Below are 16,811 nucleotides of genomic sequence, written 5' to 3'. Positions count from 1 at the left end.
TGGTTATGGTGGTGGATAAGTGATGGAACCGATCTACTTGGAGCAGCTACAAAAGGGGGAGGGAAACAGACAAATGGTCTGTTTTCCTTATCTCGGTGGCAACTCCAACAGTTTTCAGCCCCTAGTGCCGTACCTTCCTGACACGGAAATTTGGGCGTTTACGCCCCCGGGTCATGGTGTGAACACCGAAACACCCCTGGAGCATATGCAGCAACTCGTAGAACTGTATACCAGCAAGCTGCTGGATGTTATACAGCCTGGCAGTCTGTTATTTGGACATAGTCTGGGAGGGATTACAGCCTACTTCGTTGCGCAGCGCTTATGTCAGGAACATCCAGATGTAGCTAAAACGCTACGGCTTGTGTTATCTGCCTGCAACACGCCCGACGAATGCGGGATGCAGAATTATGATCGGATGTCAGACGAAAATCTGATTGATCATCTGTTTTCCTATGAAGCTCTTCCGCAAGAACTGATACATGAAAAAGAATTGTTGAATTATTTTCTGCCCGTCATCCGGGCGGATTTCAGGATGCTGGAATCTGCAGCAACGCTTGAATATGAGCCGCTCTCATTGCCGGTATTGTATCTGTGGGGAGAACGGGATCGTACTGTTACCCTTCAATCAGCGTTGAGATGGGGCCGATATTTTGACACACCCATGAAGCTTCAAACCATCAAAGAGGGTACTCACATGTTCATCATGCATCAACCTTCAACGGTGGCGTATTGTCTGACAAGCTTTATGACTCCAGATGAATAGGAACAACTTGTAGATGAGAGGAGCCATGTTCGTTTATGCTGCTACGAATGCTGAGAAACGATATAACGAGAAAGAAAGGGATCACGGCTGCATTATTTATTTTTGTACTGCTGGCCGCCTTGCTGGTATCTTCGGGGTCACGAATGATTATGGAACTGACGAGTTCCATCCAATATCTATTTTCTGAATCCAAAACACCGCACTTTGTGCAAATGCATGCCGGAGAACTCGATCAGGTCAAAGTGAACACGTGGGCTGAAGAAAATGCTATGGTCCAGCAGCATCAGATTGTGGAAATGGTCAACATTGACGGCTCTAATCTGTTTCTCGGAGCAGAGTCCGAGAAGAACAGCGTTATGGACATTGACTTTGTTACACAGAATCAGGGTTTCGACTATTTGTTGAATCTGAACAGTGAGATTATTCAGGTTAACGATGGCGAGATCGCGGTTCCGGTATATTACATGCAGCAAAATAAATTGAGCGTGGGCGACCAGGTTCGGATCGATAATGGTCAATTTGAGCGTTCTTACACCATCGTTGATTTTGTCCGTGATGCTCAGATGAATCCATCGGTTGTGCACTCCAAACGTTTTATTGTGAGTGATGGGGATTTGCAGGAACTGAAGCAGAGCGTCGGAGAGATGGAGTATCTCATCGAATTCCGGTTGACGGATCCCGGACTGACGAGTGAATTTACCCAGGCTTACCAAAATGCAGGGCTTCCCAACGCGGGTCCAGTCGTAACCTATGGGCTGTTCCAGGTACTGAATGCCATGACTGACGGAGTCATTGCAGCCGTTATTATTCTGGTCAGTCTTGTGCTGATTCTGATTGCGATGCTCTGCATCCGATTCACGATGCTTGCGACCATCGAAGAGGATTATCGTGAGATTAGTGTCATGAAAGCGATTGGGATCGCAGAGAAGGATATTAAGAGACTGTATCTGATGAAGTATGTATTTATGGCGGGATTCGCATCCGTGCTTGGTTACATTGCATCACTTGGCGTTAACAGACTATTTGTTTCCAATATCATGTTGTATATGGGAAAAGCACCTGCAACCCTGTTGCATTTCGCGATTCCGTTATTAGCCGCTGGAATAATATTTGCCATGGTTGTTCTGTTCTGTCGAACGGTACTGCGGCGTTTTCGTTCCATCTCCGCGGTGGATGCTCTCCGTACCGGGAGCCTGGGAGATACACAGATCATTCGAAACCGGCTCAGTTTGTCCCGCAATCGCTGGTCTTCCGTACCTGTCTTTCTTGGTCTGAAGGAAGTGATACAGCGAATCAAGATGTTCCGATTATTGTTGTTCGTCTTTGTAGTCAGTTCATTTATCATGATTGTGCCGGTCAACTTCCTGAACACTTTGCAGGCGCCAAGTTTTATTTCTTATATGGGTGTTGGACAAAGTGATATTCGCATTGACTTGAGGCACACAGACGATGTGGAGCAGCGTTATGACAATCTGGTTGCCCAGATCCAAAATGATAAAGACATCAAAACGTATTCCCCATTGGTAACAAGCCAGTTCAAGATTAAAAATGCGGAAGGAAGTTACGACAATCTGAGTGTAGAAACTGGAGATTTCAGTATTTTCCCATTGTCTTATGTTAGCGGTAATGCGCCAACAACCGAAAATGAAATTGCGTTATCTGATGCAAACAGTAGCGAGCTGCGCCTGAAGACTGGTGAGCAACTTACTTTGCTGGTTAATGGCAAGGACCAGATGATGACGGTCAGCGGAATATACCAGGACGTTACGAATGGTGGGAAAACGGCGAAAGCCTTATTGCCCTACAACAAGGATAGTGTGTTGTGGTATGTGGTCAGTTTGGATCTGAATAATCGCGGGGACATGGCTACCAAAATTGCTGAATATGAGGCGGCTTTCTCGCCAGCGAAAGTAACCGATCTTCAAGGTTATCTGGATCAGACGTTAGGCGGAACCATCCAACAATTGAAATTGGTGACGATGCTGGCCTTGGTCATCGGTGTCTTCATATCTATTTTAATTACAGCACTGTTCCTTCAGATGTTAGTAGCCAAGGACAACAACGACATTGCTGTACTAAGAAGTCTTGGGTTTGCCTTGTCTAAAATCAAGTTCAAGTATGTCGTGATGTCACTTGTCATATTAATCTTAGGGGTTGTTACTGGAACGATATTGTCCAATACGTTGGGTCCGTTGCTGGTTAGTGCCATTATGTCGACGTTTGGTGCTTCCAATATTGTTTTTGTTGTTAACCCGTTACAGGCATATATTTTGTGTCCATTGTTACTTGCGGGCACGATTGTACTGACAGCATGGATTAGTATCCAATCGATCAAGGAATCGAGCATATCCAAAATGATTGTCGAATAGGGAGGATCAACGATGACAACTATACTTGAGGCTAAAGACGTGAATAAATCCGTAGCGATCGGCGAGAATGAAGAACATAACATCTTGAAAGATATCAACCTTCAATTAAAAAAGGGAGAATTTGTTTCCATCATGGGGCCATCTGGCTCAGGCAAGTCTACCTTACTGTACAACATCAGCGGTATGGATCAGATTAGTGCTGGAAGTGTCTATTTTAATGGCAAAAAAATATCGGCATTTCAGGAGAGGGACCTGGCAAGTCTACGTTTGACCAAGATGGGGTTCATCTTTCAAAATATTCATCTGCTCAAGAATCTGAATCTGTTAGACAATATCGTACTTTCCGCGTATCTGGCCAAGAACAGCAGCAGAGAAACGATCAATACACGGGCGATGTCATTAATGAAAAAAATGGGGATTGATGAGCTGGCTGAGCATAATATTACCCAAGCCTCAGGCGGCCAGCTTCAACGGATTGCCATCTGCCGTGCGCTGATTAATAATCCAGATATTTTATTCGGCGATGAACCGACGGGGGCGCTGAATTCCAAATCGACGTATGAGATCATGGATATTCTGGGTGATATTAATGCAACAGGTACAACCATTCTACTCGTGACCCATGATGTGAAAGTCGCTGCCAGATCGGAACGTGTGCTGTTTATGATGGACGGTAAGCTGGTTGCAGACAAAAATATCGGAAAATATGCAAGAGAACGTCAGGATCTGAAAACAAGGGAAAGCCATTTGGCGCAATGGTTGACTGAAATGGGGTTCTAAACAAAGAACTTCATGACTACAATAGACCGACAGTCGGTCGAACGTATCGGAGGTCAGGATATGAGATTGATAAAAAACCCGGAAGAACGCAGGAACGAGATTTTGGATGCAGCCGAGATTCTGTTCGTGACCAAGGGATATACCAAAGCGACGGTCATGGATATCCTTCAGGCGTGCAACATTGCCAAGGGTACATTTTATTATTATTTTCAGTCCAAGGAAGAGGTTATGAACGCCATCGTTATGCGTTTTATTCTGAGCGGGGAGGCATCGGCCAGGCACGTGGTGTCCGACCCCAAACTGAACGCCCATGACAAAATTTTTCGCATCATGATGGCGCAGAATCAGCCTGACGGCAGAAAACATGATCTCATCGAGCAATTGCACAGTGTTCATAATGTGGAGATGCACCAAAAGAGTCTTGTAGAGACGGTAATTCGATTAAGTCCCATCTTGGCCGAGGTGGTAGAGCAGGGCATTCAGGAGGGGGTATTTCATACACCTAACCCAAAGGAATCCATCGAATTCCTACTCGTATCGTCACAATTTTTGCTGGATCGAGGCATCTTTCAATGGGAGGAGGAAGAACTGCAAAAAAAGGTTGAAGCATTCACACATATTTTGGAACGTGTTCTGGGAGCAGAAAAAGGAAGCTTCGCCTACGTCACTCGTCTTTATTTTCCACATCAAGTTTAGCTGAGGAAGGAGTAGTATCAATGGAACAAACGGTTCAAAAATCATTTGGCAAATTTCTAATTGTATGGTTCGGTCAGCTCATCTCCATGATTGGGATTGGACTTACCGCTTTCTCTTTGGGGGTATATGCCTTCGAAAAAACAAATATGGCAACAAGTGTTGCCCTGATTTCGTTATTTACGTTTTTGCCAAACATCCTGCTTCGACCTATTGGAGGCGTACTGGCTGACCGATTCGACCGCCGCTCGATGATGATTATTGGTGATCTGGGTTCGGCAGCTGGACTTGTGTTCATTCTGTCCGTGATGCTCACCGGTGACATCCAGCTATGGCATATTTACGTGGGAGTGTCTTTCAGTTCCGTGTTCTCGGCATTGCAAAGTCCGGCATATAAGGCTTCTGCTACAGACTTACTGGATAAAGATCAATTCTCCAAAGGAAGCGGACTTGTGCAATTGGCCGAATCCTCCAAGTTTCTATTTTCACCGATCATAGCGGGTATTCTGCTTAGCGTCACAAGCATCGAAGTTATTCTGGTTATTAATATTGCGACCTTCCTGATTGCTATTCTGGCTGTACTTGTCATTCGGAAAAGCATGAAGGTGGAGCGAGAGGATAAAGAAGATAAAAACTGGATGACGGATATTCAGGATGGATGGAGAGAAGTTGTAACGAATAGGGGAGTACTGCTGCTGGTCATTATTATTTCCCTGGTTACCTTCTATCTGGGATTCCTGCAAACGCTGATTGGCCCCATGCTTCTGTCCTTTACGGATGCGAAGACACTGGGAACGTTCCAATCAGTTAGTGCCATCGGCATGCTGATCAGCAGTTTGTGTATTGGTATATTTACAATGACAAAGAAATACGCAAGTGTGCTTGTCATGGGACTGATTTCATGCGGCCTGTCCTTCTCGTTACTAGGGGTATCGACCAACATTTACTTTATCATCTTTGCTGGTTTCCTGTTCCTGTCCTCACTGCCATTTGTCAACATGAGCGCAGATGTGCTGGTTCGGAACAATATCTCCAACGAAAAGCAGGGCAGAGTATGGGGGATTATCGGAATTCTGTCCCAGCTCGGGTTCGTCATTGCGTACAGCTTGGCGGGATTTCTGGCGGACCATGTGTTTAATCCTCTGATGATGGAAGGCGGGGCACTGGCATCTTCCGTTGGTCAAATTATTGGAACCGGGCCAGGAAGAGGCATTGCTCTGTTATTTATCATAGCGGGTATGTTCGTTATTTTGATTGCTCTCATCACATCCCGTTTGAAAATGATCAAATCCCTGGAGCAAAGTCCAGACATTGCACCACCCGATGTGGCCGGGTTGGCGCACGATTAATCGGACGTTTAGCTATGTGATGCGTTCGTGATATTTGGATAGCTGTCTCAACAGCGAGAGCCCTTGTCGGCAAGGGTGTAGATGGTTCGGTCTGAAGAACCATGTGCACCCTGTGCAGACAAGGGCTTTTTGTGTTGTGAAGTTATCGGAATTCCTGTTCTTGAATGAGATCGCGAACGTAGTCTTTCGGGTGACTTATCCTTTAACCGCCCCTGAAGTTAGTCCGCCTACAATATACTTTTGCCCAATAAGGAAGACAATTAACACAGGCAATGACGTGAGCACGATATCAGCACTAACCAGATTCCACTGGGCACTGAATTGTCCGAAGAAGTTATATACAGCAAGGGTCATTGGCCACATCTCCACTGTATTCAGCATATAGAGTGGGGCAGTAAACTCATTCCAGACACTCAGGAAATTCAGGACAAATACCGTTACCAGCACCGAGGTTAACAAAGGTACAATGATTCTCAGGAACAGCTTGATCCCATTACATCCGTCCATAATCGCCGCTTCGTCCAGTTCCTTTGGAATATTGGATACAAATGCATACGTAATGAATAGCGAGATTGGAATCCCCATGGCCGTATAGAGCAGAATCATGCCGAGATGTGAATTGATCATGCCCATCGACTTCATGACTTCCATCAGCGGGATGTAGTTGAGCGGCAGCGTAATGCCAAGAATCAGGAAGAAGTACAGGAACTTGCTGAGCTTCGAATGATTGCGTGATAACGTGAAGGCCGAGAAGGCCACAACAAACACCAGCAGCAGGGAAGAGGCCCCGGAGTGCAGCAGACTGTTGAAAAAGGAACCGCCCAAATGTCCCTGTTCATAGACAATTTTGTAATTTTCAAAGATAAATTTCTCGGGCAGCGTCAGCTTCAGCACTTTGGCCTCGGCGTCCGACTTGAATGAATTCAATACAATCACGACAAAAGGAATCAGGACTACCAGGCTAAGCAGCCAGGCGAGTATGTTTAAACCGATAGAAGCTAATTTTTTTCTCAATCGCATGTCAGTATTCCACCTTTCGGTTCATCAAACGAATGATGAAAAAGGAGATGATCGCCATGATGACAAACAGAATGGTAGATAGCGCACTCCCCAGTCCCCAGTATCCTTTGGCAAAAGAGGAATAGACCGCCGTGTTAATCACATCTGTCGCGTTACCGGGGCCACCATTGGTCAGCACATATACGGCATCGAATACTCTCAGTCCATACGTAATATTAAGCACCGTGGCGATGGTGATCGTAGGCATCAGCATCGGAATCGTGATTCGGAACAGTTTTTGCCCGAACCCGGCGCCGTCAATGGACGCTGCCTCGTAATAATCGCGGGGGATGGCGAGCAGTCCGGCGATGAACAGCACCATGATGTACCCCATGCCTTTCCACGTATCCACCGCCATAATGGATGGCATGGCCCAGGTCAGGGAGCCCAGCCAGTTCTGGGTGAGAACGTCCAGTCCCATGGAACGCAGGGTCACGTTAACGAACCCGTTGTTGGGATCGAGCAGACTTTTGAACACGAGTCCAACAATCAGGAATGACAGCACCTGTGGGGAGAAAATGATCATCCGATGCAGATTGGCGGCCTTTACACCGCTGACCAGCAGTAGAGCCAGGAACAAGCCTAGAACGGTCTTGGCAATGGATGTAACGAGGGTGAACAGGACAGTATTTTTGATAAAAAGCAAATACGTTGGATCACCCGCCAGAATGGTACGGAAATGCTCCAGACCAATAAAGTTCTTCTCCGAACTATAGCTGTTCCAGTCGGTGAAGGAATAATAGATGCCCAACAGGGCGGGAGCGACGATGAACAGCAGATATAATACAATCGCTCCGGATGAGAAATACCAGGGATAGATTTTGTTCGCATTCATAACCCGCAACACCTTTCCTTCCTGCCAAAATACATGAGCGGGCAAATGCCCGCTGCATGTAACGCTGTTCAGCGTTTATGTTTATCTGAAAGATGCGCTGTTATTGCCACGCCTCATCCTTCAACACTTTGGCTTGTTCAGCCCGGCGTTTATCAATATTTTGCAGAATCTGATCCGGTGTCATGGCTCCGGCGAACATGCCTGACAAGTCCTTGCCGATATCCATCCATTGTGGATCAATGTATTTCACAGCGGCCTGCATGACCGTACCTTTTTCATGGTTTTTCTCATAATCAATATAATCCTGTGTCAGCTTTGGTTCGATTTCCGGCCAGCAGATTGTCAGGTTGCCTTCACCTTCATCGAACACACGTTGCAGATGATCATGCTCGGTGATCCAACGGAAGAATTTCAGCACTTCTTCGAGATGTTTGCTGTTTTTGTTACCGAACATGGCAGCCGAACCGCCCGGGTTCACCCCAATCGTCTGATTGTCTCCCCAAGGCATCACGAAGAATCCCATATTGTCCTCCATTGCCGGATACGCTTCGGACACTTCTTTTTCAGTACCTGGAACCCGCAGCAGCATAGCCGCTTTCTCCTGACCAAACGCTTCAATTCCTGCTTCTACCGTATTGGATAAGAAGTCTTTGCCGAAATAACCGAGATCCGCAAATTCCTTCAACTGCTCAATGACCGTCTTGAGCTGTGTCATATCTGCCACTTTCATCTCATTATTGTTCAGTTTCTCGTACGTTCCCGCTGTCGTTTGCTCATAGTTAGGGCCTGTTTCGAACAAAGGCAGAACCTGATACCATCCACTGGCAGGTGCCTGATAGAACGGAATGATATCTTTATCCTTAATTTTCTGGCTGATTGCCTTGAATTCTGCATAGGATGTAGGAGGCTCAATGCCTAAGTCTGCGAAGATACGTTTGTTATAGTACACATACCAGATTTTCGAAGGGGCAAAAGAAACCCCGTACACCTTGTCATTATGACTGACAGTTGGCAAAATCTCTTCGGACATCCGACCTGTGAATTCTTCATTGGTCAGGTCTATTGCATTTTCCTCCGGTCTTACGTTGGCCGGCATGCTCAGTGGGTCCACATCGACATTGAAAATGTCAGGTGCTTCGCCAGAAGCGAGCTTCACCTTGATCAGGTCACGCCACTGTGCGTCAGGTACAACTTGAAAGTCGATTTTGACACCAGTCTCCTGCTCATACTCCTTGGCCATTGTCTGCATGATGCCTGTACGCGGAATACCCGATTGGCTCGTTCCAAACGTGAGTGTCACCTTGCCCGAACCTTCCGCACTTTTCCCTGAGTTGCACCCGGCAAGCAGCAGGGTGGAGAGTAGCAGCACACTTGCAAGCGAAAATAGAAATCGTTTTCTCATGATTGAACCTCCCGAAATATAAAGAAAATTGGCACTTGCCGAAACGCTTAATGTAAGCGTATTCTTATGTGGATAACTTTACTGCGAATAAGGGATGCGCTCAATAGACAAAAGCGTTCTTTTGGGTGGACATTTTCGATGGATGTAACAGATATGATCATAGGACGAGGTGTGTGGGGATTGAGGTACCGATTTGGAACGCTTCAGCAAAGTCTGTTTGCCTATTACTCTGCGGTATTTATTATCTTTTCTCTCATTGTGGCGGGAATTCTGTACGTATTTCTTGCGAGTGACATTCGTCATCGAAGTGAAGAGCAGCAGAAGCAACTGGGAGTATCGATTGTCGGCAATCTGGATCAGGAAGTGGTGAAAATGAACAACTTATCCATGAATATCGTGTACTCCAATCTGGTGAAAGAACACTTCAGTCATTATTTGGCACCAGCGGAGGACAGTGAGCGGACAATGACGAGTGATCCGGGATTGTACAAAGATACAACCACACTGATTGACGTTATTCTGGCGATTATTAGCAGCTCCAATACAGCCAAGCAGGCCAATATCTATGACGTGAATGGCAAGATGTTGGGAGCGGGTGCATTCAACGGTCAACTGTCGGTGGACCTGACTCAGCGACCGTGGTACAAGGAAACCTGGGAGCGGAGTGGCTGGCGGGTGATCCGTCTGTTAGAGGGGGGAGCTTTGCCCATGCCAACAGGGGAGGGGAAAGCGGATCAACCCTACATTTCACTTACCCGGGTATACAAAGATGGCAATTATGTCAGCCAGGGCGTCGTTGAGATTTTGCAGGATGCGGGAACCCTGTTCCAGCATTTGAATGATTTGCAGGCGAGTAACGAGGAGCTTCGCATCTATGTGATGGATGAGCAAAATACACGGTTATATCCACTTTCTTCGGATGCCGATGCTTACCAAGCAGGCCATTTTGATGATGTGGACTTGATTCAAAATCGTACATTTCCACCTGATACCATGCAGGAGATCACCGATCCTCTGAATCATTCGAAACAAATGATGACCTACATGACGTCACAGGAGACGGGATGGACCGTTGTGGTCATGCAGTCCAAGCAGTCCCTTTTCGCGAGTCTCAACCGGATGGCTGTGATGTTTATCGGTGCCACGTTAGCTACCCTCATGCTGATTCTGGTTCTCTCGTATCTGATCTCCAAACGGGTTACTTTGCCGCTGCATCGTTTGCAGCGCATTATTCAGAAAACGGGGGAGAACGATCTGGTATCAGGTCAGGATTCGGCGCATTTGTTCAAGCTGGAGCATCCGGGTTCCATCCGGGAGATGGATGAGCTGAATGATACGTTTATCAGGCTGAATCAACAGCTTGTACAATCTTTTCAGGATAGAATGGCGATGAAATCCCAGGAGACAGAGGCGAGATTACTGGCGTTGCAATCCCAGATGAACCCGCATTTTCTCTATAACAACATCACAAATATTAGCATCATGGCGGAAGAAGGCATGAATAAGCAGATTGTCGCATTCTGCGGAAATATTGCGTCCATGCTCCGTTATATCTCTACTCCGGGCAAGAATGGGGTTCCACTGTCCCAAGAACTGGATTATTGTGAACGGTATCTGGAGTGTATGAAGATTCGGTTTGAAGATGACATGCACTACGAGTTCCATATTCCGGCTGAGATGCAACATATTCAGGTTCCAATGTTAATGGTACAACCACTACTCGAAAATGTCATGAAATATGGACTGAGTGATACGCCCCCTTGGAAACTGGTCATTACTGGAGAGTTGGATATGGTAGAGGAGACCTGGCAGATCCACGTGGAAGATAATGGGCCTGGCATGGAACCCGAGGCACTTGCCAAAATCCTGCATTATATCGAACAGTCACAGGAGTGGGAGCGTATGCCCGAGCTTGAGATTAATGGGATGGGACTCAAGAACATCTGGGTCCGCTTGAAATTGTGGTATGGCACGGCAGCTCGGATGCAGATTATGAACAAGTCTTCCGGCGGTGTCCAGATTACAATAGGTGGTTCCATTCGAAAGGAGCATGACTGAACCCGTGACGAACAAATACAGAACGATTATTGTGGAGGACGAGGCCTTGATACGCCGTAATGTCTCGCGCAAATTCAGAGAGCTCGGCAGCCGGTTCGAAGTGATTGGTGAAGCGCGGAACGGTCAGGAAGCATTACAGCTAATCGAACATTCCGTACCTGATCTGGTCGTAACCGATATTCAGATGCCGGTGATGAACGGATTGGAACTGGCCAAATATCTGTATTTTGCCTATCCGCATGTGAAAATTGTGATCCTGAGTGGTTATCATGAATTTGAATATGCACGACAGGCGATCAGTTACAAGGTGGAGGATTATCTGCTCAAACCATTGTCCGAAGAACAGCTTCGTACATTGCTGGATGCGATGGAATTGAAGCTCGGGAGCGCTACGGATTCGCTAGCCCATGTCAGTGCCGTGCTGGATGAGCAGGTGAAACCAGAGGATATTGCAGAGGCCGTTAAGCTGTATCTGAAGCAGAATTACAAGCATGAGATTACACTCCAGGATATGGCGGGGCAGATGCACTTTAGTGTGGACTATGTGGGGAAGTGCTTCAAGAAGGTGACGGGGGAGACTCCGCTGAAATATATGACAGGCTTGCGAATCAATGAAGCGAAGCGCATGCTCGTCACGCACGAGAATATGGATATCAAGACGATCGGCGGAGCGGTAGGATATAGTGATTCCCATTATTTCAGCCGGATCTTCAAAAACAAAACAGGTATGTATCCTAGCGAGTATCGATTGAGCATACAGCAACGAAAAAAAGCCCTGTCCATGGATGATGAGGATCCAGATGACCTGAGCTAATTTATTGAAGTAAAGCTTCTTCCGTTATTTTGCGAATATCAAACGGGGATCGAATACCTTCTTCGATGATATCAGGCAGGATATGATTGAGGAAATAACGGACACAGTGGAGATCGATGTTTTTGATCTTGACGAGTGCGTAACGGTACATGACGATGAACTCTTTCTCCGTGTTACCCCGTTGCAGTTCCGCAAAAGCTTCGTACACTTGATCCATCTTGTCTGCAACTTCGAGAATCAGTCCTTCGACCGATTGATCTTTGCCTTCACGCAGTTGTCTGCGGAAAATTTCTTTGAACTCTTCCGGGATATTCTCGTTAATAAAATGTTCAACCATACCTTCTTCCACCTGCTGAAGCATGGAACGAAGTTCAAGTGAATAATGTTTGACCGGGGTCTTGATATCACCGATGAAGATTTCGCCATAATCATGACTGCTGGTAATCTCGTATAATTTTTTCCAATCAATGCTCACGCCTTGCTGTTCTTCAATATCGGCCAACGTTTTGGCGTACTGAACCACTTTCCAGGAATGGGCGGATACACAATGTTCTTCGAACTTGAATTTGCCAGGGGTCCGAATAATGCGTTCAAGATCATTCAGTGATCTGAAGTACGTATGAATTCCCATAAGAAGAGATCATCCTTTGCAAGTTTGAGTGGTTGTATACACTGACTATACTTCAGTTATATTAACCACGGATTAACGATGTATACATTGAATGTAAAACGAAGCCAGAAAGCCACGATGGGTGACTGAACGTGAGTTCGTCATCCATCGTGGCTTCATCTGTGCAAATGTTATGCTACCTAACGTAGATAAGTGCAGTTGGGTCAACTATCATGCTTTTTTTCGTACAGGCGAAGTGTACCAATATGCCATACCGACAAACAGTACACCGCCGATGATGTTGCCAATCGTCACCGGAATCATGTTATGAAACCAGCCTGCCAGGGTGATGGTATCGGGATGGTTCGGCAACAGCCAGGCTAAGGAGAGCAAGGTCATGTTGGCGACACTGTGCTCATACCCACTTGCAATAAAGGCGTACAGACACCACCAGATGAGAGCAATTTTGGCGATATCCTCTTTTGTACGAGCGGCCATCCAGATCGCCAGACAGACGAGCCAGTTACAGAGAATGCCTCGGAAGAACAACTCCGATACGGGAGCGGCCATTTTTTTGGCAGAAGCAATGAATAACAGATGTTCCGGCGTAGCCGTTTTGAACAGGCCGCTACCGACAATAAGCAGACTAAGCAGGATCGCACCGAGCAGGTTACCGATAAAGACGAGCCCCCAGTTCTTCAGCGTATCGTTAACTGTGGTTCGACAAGCCAACGTACTCATGGTAAAGAACATATTGTTACCTGTAAACAGTTCCGATCCGGCAAAGATGACCAGTGTGAGCGCGAGTCCGAAGGACATGCCCATCAACATGGTTTGCAGTGGTGACTGTGCCGCAAGGAGCGGAGCACCAATACTGAAGATCAGAACGATGCCAAGTCCTACATAGGCACCAGCCATCAAGGCAGCAACCATGTAACGTGGCAGGCTTGCGTTCATTTGATCCCGTTTTTTAACCGCAGCTTCTATAATTCCCTCAACACTTGGTGTATACATCACGGTTTCCCCCATTATTTTGCATCAATCTTTGAACGTTTCAATGGAGCTATATGGCGATCCAGACTTGGCCATTCTCTACTTTCACTGGATACATCTGTACTTGACCGTTGTCCGGTGCTTGCACAAGACCGGTCGTCAGGTCGATTTTCCAATCATACAGTGGATCATACAGATAATGCCCGGACACGATGCCTTCAGCCAGCGGCCCACCCTTAGGGTGGGGATTGTGATTATCCGCGGCGAAGATGGTTCCATCCGATGCAAGAAAGACAGCAAGCTGATGATCCTTAATTTCAACTACTCTTCCGATGCGTGGCAGGAAGTCTTCAACTACTCCGGCAGGGAAGTAGGTGCCTGATTGTTTTGTCGTCATCTTGAACCACTCCTTTTATCTATTTAACATTGATCCTGATACATCTTGCCAGCCTGCTTATGGACGCGCTGACACTTCGATTCCGTGGAACATTTTACTCTGGCCTTCCTCATTGCGGATCGCTTTTTGCCAAGGTTCTTCCACATGCTCAAGTGCAAACTCAATCCGCTCCATCAATGCTTTGCGTTCTTCGAGGTTATCCACCACAACCGATCGAATATGTTCCAGACCCATGCGTTCCACCCATTCGGAAGTTCGTTCCAGATAGTTACCTGTCTCGCGGTAATATTGCATGATGGCTCCGCACAGTTCGATCAACTCTTCGTCCGTTTTTACTTTGCATAGGGAATCAGCAAGCCTTGCTTTAATACCGCCGTTGCCACCGATAAAGATTTCCCAACCCCCGTCGTTACCAACGATACCGATATCTTTTGTACATGCCTCAGCACAGTTCCGTGGACATCCGTTGACGGCATATTTAAACTTGGCCGGCAGATCCAGACGTTCGAATTTGCGTTCGATGCGAGCGCCCATCGCCATGGAATCCTGTGTACCGAATCGGCAGAATTGGGAGCCCACACATGTTTTGACCGTGCGTAGCGATTTGGCGTATGCATAACCTGAAGGCATATCCAGTTCAGCCCAGACTTTAGTCAGATCTTCTTTTTTGACACCAATCAAGTCGAGACGCTGACCGCCAGTCACTTTGACTGCTTTAACATCATATTTGACGGAAACGTCAGCGATGCGTTTGAGGTCTGCTGGTGTAGTCACCCCGCCATACATCCGAGGTACAACCGTATAAGTTCCATCTTTTTGAATATTCGCGTTCATGCGTTCGTTGACAAAACGGGACTCCTTCTCATCTTCGTGCGTATCCGGTGCAATCATGCCAAGGTAATAGTTGATTGCCGGACGACATTTGGAACAACCTTCTGGCTGACTCCATCCAAGTACATTCATGACTTCTTTGGTCGTTTGTAGTCCTTTTTGACGAATCTCGGCTACAATCTCATCCCGTCCCATAGATGTACATCCGCAGATTCCCTGTTTGGCTCCAGTACTGAAGTTGTCTCCAAGTACATATTGCAAAATCTGTTCCACAACCGGTTTACATCCACCGCAAGAGCGGGTTGCACCGGTACAGGCTTTGATTTCATCTACAGTGGTAAGGCCCTGGTTTGTAATTACATCGACAATAGTTCCTTTAGTCACCCCGTTACATCCGCAGACGATCTCGTCCTCGGGCATCGTTTCAACAGAGGTTGCTTTCTTATGACCGCCACAGCCTGTGCCCATGAGCGAACCGTACAATTCCTCGGTCATTTCGGCTTGATTTTTGATCAGCTTTTGCAATTCGGCAGAATCCGTAATGTCACCGAAGAGCACGGCACCGACCATTTTATTGTCACGAAGGAGAATTTTTTTGTAAATCCGTTTCCAGTCATCTTTGTGTGAAATGACGGTATGCTCTGGACTGTCGATGAATTCACCGGTTGAAAAGACGTCCACACCCGAAATTTTCAATTTCGTGGATACAACAGAACCTTCATAAGGAGCGGTCTCCACACCGCAGATATGTTTCGCGAGAATCATGCCTTGTTCGAACAATGGGGCAACGAGGCCGTAACATACCCCGCGGTGCTCTGTACATTCCCCGACCGAGTACACATTCTCAAGTGACGTCTGCATGTAGTCATTCACGACAATCCCCCGGTTCACTTCCATACCGCTTTCGCGGGCTACAACCGTATTGGGTTTGATCCCTACAGCCATGACCACAAACTCAACATTCAGTACGGAATCATCTGCAAAACGAATTCCTTCAACCCGTTTGCCGCCCAGCAGTTCGGAAGTCTGCGCACCCATCTTGAACCGGATACCCTGACGTTCGAGTTCTGCTTTCAACATGGCTGAAGCTTGCGGATCGAGCTGACGCTCCATCAGATCCTGCATCAGGTGCACTACGGTAACTTCCATGCCAAGTTGTACCAGACCTTTGGCAGCTTCGAGGCCAAGCAGTCCGCCCCCGATAACGGCTGCTCGTTTGTACTGTTTAGCAGCTTCCAGCATGACATTGCAATCGGCGATATCACGGAAACCGACGACACCCTCTTTGTCATGTCCAGGTACTGGGAGAATAAAGGAGTTGGAACCAGTCGCAATGATGATTTTGTCATAAGGGAAGCGAGTTCCTTCCTCCGTCACAACCTCACGGGTCTCCGAATCAATTCGGGTTACGGTTGTTCCTGTATGGAGGGTAATACCATAATCCTGATACCAGTGGAGATCATTCAGTACGATGTCAGCCAGTGTTTTGCTTCCTTCCAATACATAGGACAACATAATGCGGTTGTAGTTAGGGTAGGGCTCTGTGCCAAAAACGGTAATATCAAATCGCGAAGTTAATTTCAAAATTTGTTCTACAGTACTGATTCCTGCCATTCCGTTACCAATGATAACGAGTTTCTCTTTTTTTCCGTTCATGTGTGTATGCCTCCTTGGATAGACGCTGTACATTACCAACAATTTTAGTGGCTTATATTTGAAATTATACAAGTAGTTGACGACTGTTTATGTGATTTAATTCACTAATAAAGATAGAAGAGTCATAAATATAATAGTGTGAGCCCCATCACAGAAAGTTATATTTATTTTCATACAAATAAGAAATACGAACTATTGTTCT

General features: G+C 46.6%; 14 protein-coding genes. 7 read left to right on the top strand and 7 right to left on the bottom strand.

The window, feature by feature from the left end:
* Positions 1 to 22: 22 nt before the first annotated feature.
* The 5 genes from AC1S8V_RS21420 to AC1S8V_RS21400 are packed head-to-tail and all read left to right on the top strand — an operon-like array spanning position 23 to position 5,954.
* On the top strand, positions 23 to 763 hold the full coding sequence (locus AC1S8V_RS21420; protein ID WP_482070658.1) for a thioesterase II family protein: 741 nt from the start codon (positions 23 to 25) through the stop codon (positions 761 to 763).
* A gap of 47 nt (positions 764 to 810) precedes the next feature.
* Positions 811 to 3,132 carry an ABC transporter permease gene (locus tag AC1S8V_RS21415; protein WP_482070657.1) on the top strand — a complete coding sequence of 774 codons (2,322 nt, stop codon included), beginning with the start codon at positions 811 to 813 and terminating at the stop codon, positions 3,130 to 3,132.
* A gap of 12 nt (positions 3,133 to 3,144) precedes the next feature.
* Positions 3,145 to 3,912, top strand: a complete 768-nt coding sequence (locus AC1S8V_RS21410) for an ABC transporter ATP-binding protein (RefSeq protein WP_482070656.1) — start codon at positions 3,145 to 3,147, stop codon at positions 3,910 to 3,912.
* Between the two features lie 60 nt (positions 3,913 to 3,972).
* On the top strand, positions 3,973 to 4,608 hold the full coding sequence (locus tag AC1S8V_RS21405) for a TetR/AcrR family transcriptional regulator (RefSeq protein ID WP_482070655.1): 636 nt from the start codon (positions 3,973 to 3,975) through the stop codon (positions 4,606 to 4,608).
* Between the two features lie 20 nt (positions 4,609 to 4,628).
* On the top strand, positions 4,629 to 5,954 hold the full coding sequence (locus tag AC1S8V_RS21400) for an MFS transporter (RefSeq protein WP_482070654.1): 1,326 nt from the start codon (positions 4,629 to 4,631) through the stop codon (positions 5,952 to 5,954).
* A 195-nt stretch (positions 5,955 to 6,149) separates the two neighbouring features.
* On the opposite strand, the gene AC1S8V_RS21395 is transcribed toward AC1S8V_RS21400, so the two are convergent.
* From AC1S8V_RS21395 to AC1S8V_RS21385, 3 genes are all read right to left on the bottom strand, one after another.
* Positions 6,150 to 6,974, bottom strand: a complete 825-nt coding sequence (locus tag AC1S8V_RS21395; protein WP_482070653.1) for a carbohydrate ABC transporter permease — start codon at positions 6,972 to 6,974, stop codon at positions 6,150 to 6,152.
* 1 nt (position 6,975) lies between these two features.
* On the bottom strand, positions 6,976 to 7,848 hold the full coding sequence (locus AC1S8V_RS21390; protein WP_482070652.1) for a carbohydrate ABC transporter permease: 873 nt from the start codon (positions 7,846 to 7,848) through the stop codon (positions 6,976 to 6,978).
* A 100-nt stretch (positions 7,849 to 7,948) separates the two neighbouring features.
* A complete protein-coding gene (locus AC1S8V_RS21385; RefSeq protein WP_482070651.1) occupies positions 7,949 to 9,250 on the bottom strand; it encodes an ABC transporter substrate-binding protein in 1,302 nt (433 codons plus the stop codon).
* 138 nt (positions 9,251 to 9,388) lie between these two features.
* Between AC1S8V_RS21385 and AC1S8V_RS21380 the strand changes: the two genes are divergently transcribed.
* Both AC1S8V_RS21380 and AC1S8V_RS21375 read left to right on the top strand, forming a co-directional pair.
* On the top strand, positions 9,389 to 11,308 hold the full coding sequence (locus AC1S8V_RS21380; RefSeq protein ID WP_482070650.1) for a cache domain-containing sensor histidine kinase: 1,920 nt from the start codon (positions 9,389 to 9,391) through the stop codon (positions 11,306 to 11,308).
* Complete coding sequence (locus tag AC1S8V_RS21375) at positions 11,301 to 12,122, top strand: response regulator transcription factor (protein ID WP_482070649.1); 822 nt, start codon at positions 11,301 to 11,303, stop codon at positions 12,120 to 12,122. The genes AC1S8V_RS21380 and AC1S8V_RS21375 overlap by 8 nt, the downstream gene beginning before the upstream one ends.
* Position 12,123: 1 nt before the next feature.
* Here AC1S8V_RS21375 and AC1S8V_RS21370 read toward each other — a convergent pair whose 3' ends face one another.
* The 4 genes from AC1S8V_RS21370 to nirB all read right to left on the bottom strand — a co-directional run bounded on the left by AC1S8V_RS21370 (position 12,124) and on the right by nirB (position 16,609).
* Positions 12,124 to 12,753, bottom strand: a complete 630-nt coding sequence (locus AC1S8V_RS21370) for a YfbR-like 5'-deoxynucleotidase (protein WP_336762055.1) — start codon at positions 12,751 to 12,753, stop codon at positions 12,124 to 12,126.
* Between the two features lie 210 nt (positions 12,754 to 12,963).
* Positions 12,964 to 13,746 (bottom strand): formate/nitrite transporter family protein, encoded by a 783-nt coding sequence (locus AC1S8V_RS21365; protein WP_482070648.1) that lies wholly within the window; start codon positions 13,744 to 13,746, stop codon positions 12,964 to 12,966.
* Between the two features lie 49 nt (positions 13,747 to 13,795).
* On the bottom strand, positions 13,796 to 14,122 hold the full coding sequence (nirD, locus tag AC1S8V_RS21360) for a nitrite reductase small subunit NirD (protein ID WP_482070647.1): 327 nt from the start codon (positions 14,120 to 14,122) through the stop codon (positions 13,796 to 13,798).
* Positions 14,123 to 14,179: 57 nt separating this feature from the next.
* The gene (gene nirB / locus AC1S8V_RS21355) at positions 14,180 to 16,609 is read right to left on the bottom strand and encodes a nitrite reductase large subunit NirB (RefSeq protein WP_482070646.1); all 2,430 of its coding nucleotides are present in this window, start codon (positions 16,607 to 16,609) and stop codon (positions 14,180 to 14,182) included.
* Positions 16,610 to 16,811: the final 202 nt, after the last annotated feature.

Source organism: Paenibacillus sp. B46(2026) (genome assembly GCF_056786355.1).
The sequence above is the reverse complement of the archived record's forward strand: the minus strand, read 5'-3'. Positions and strand labels throughout refer to the sequence as shown.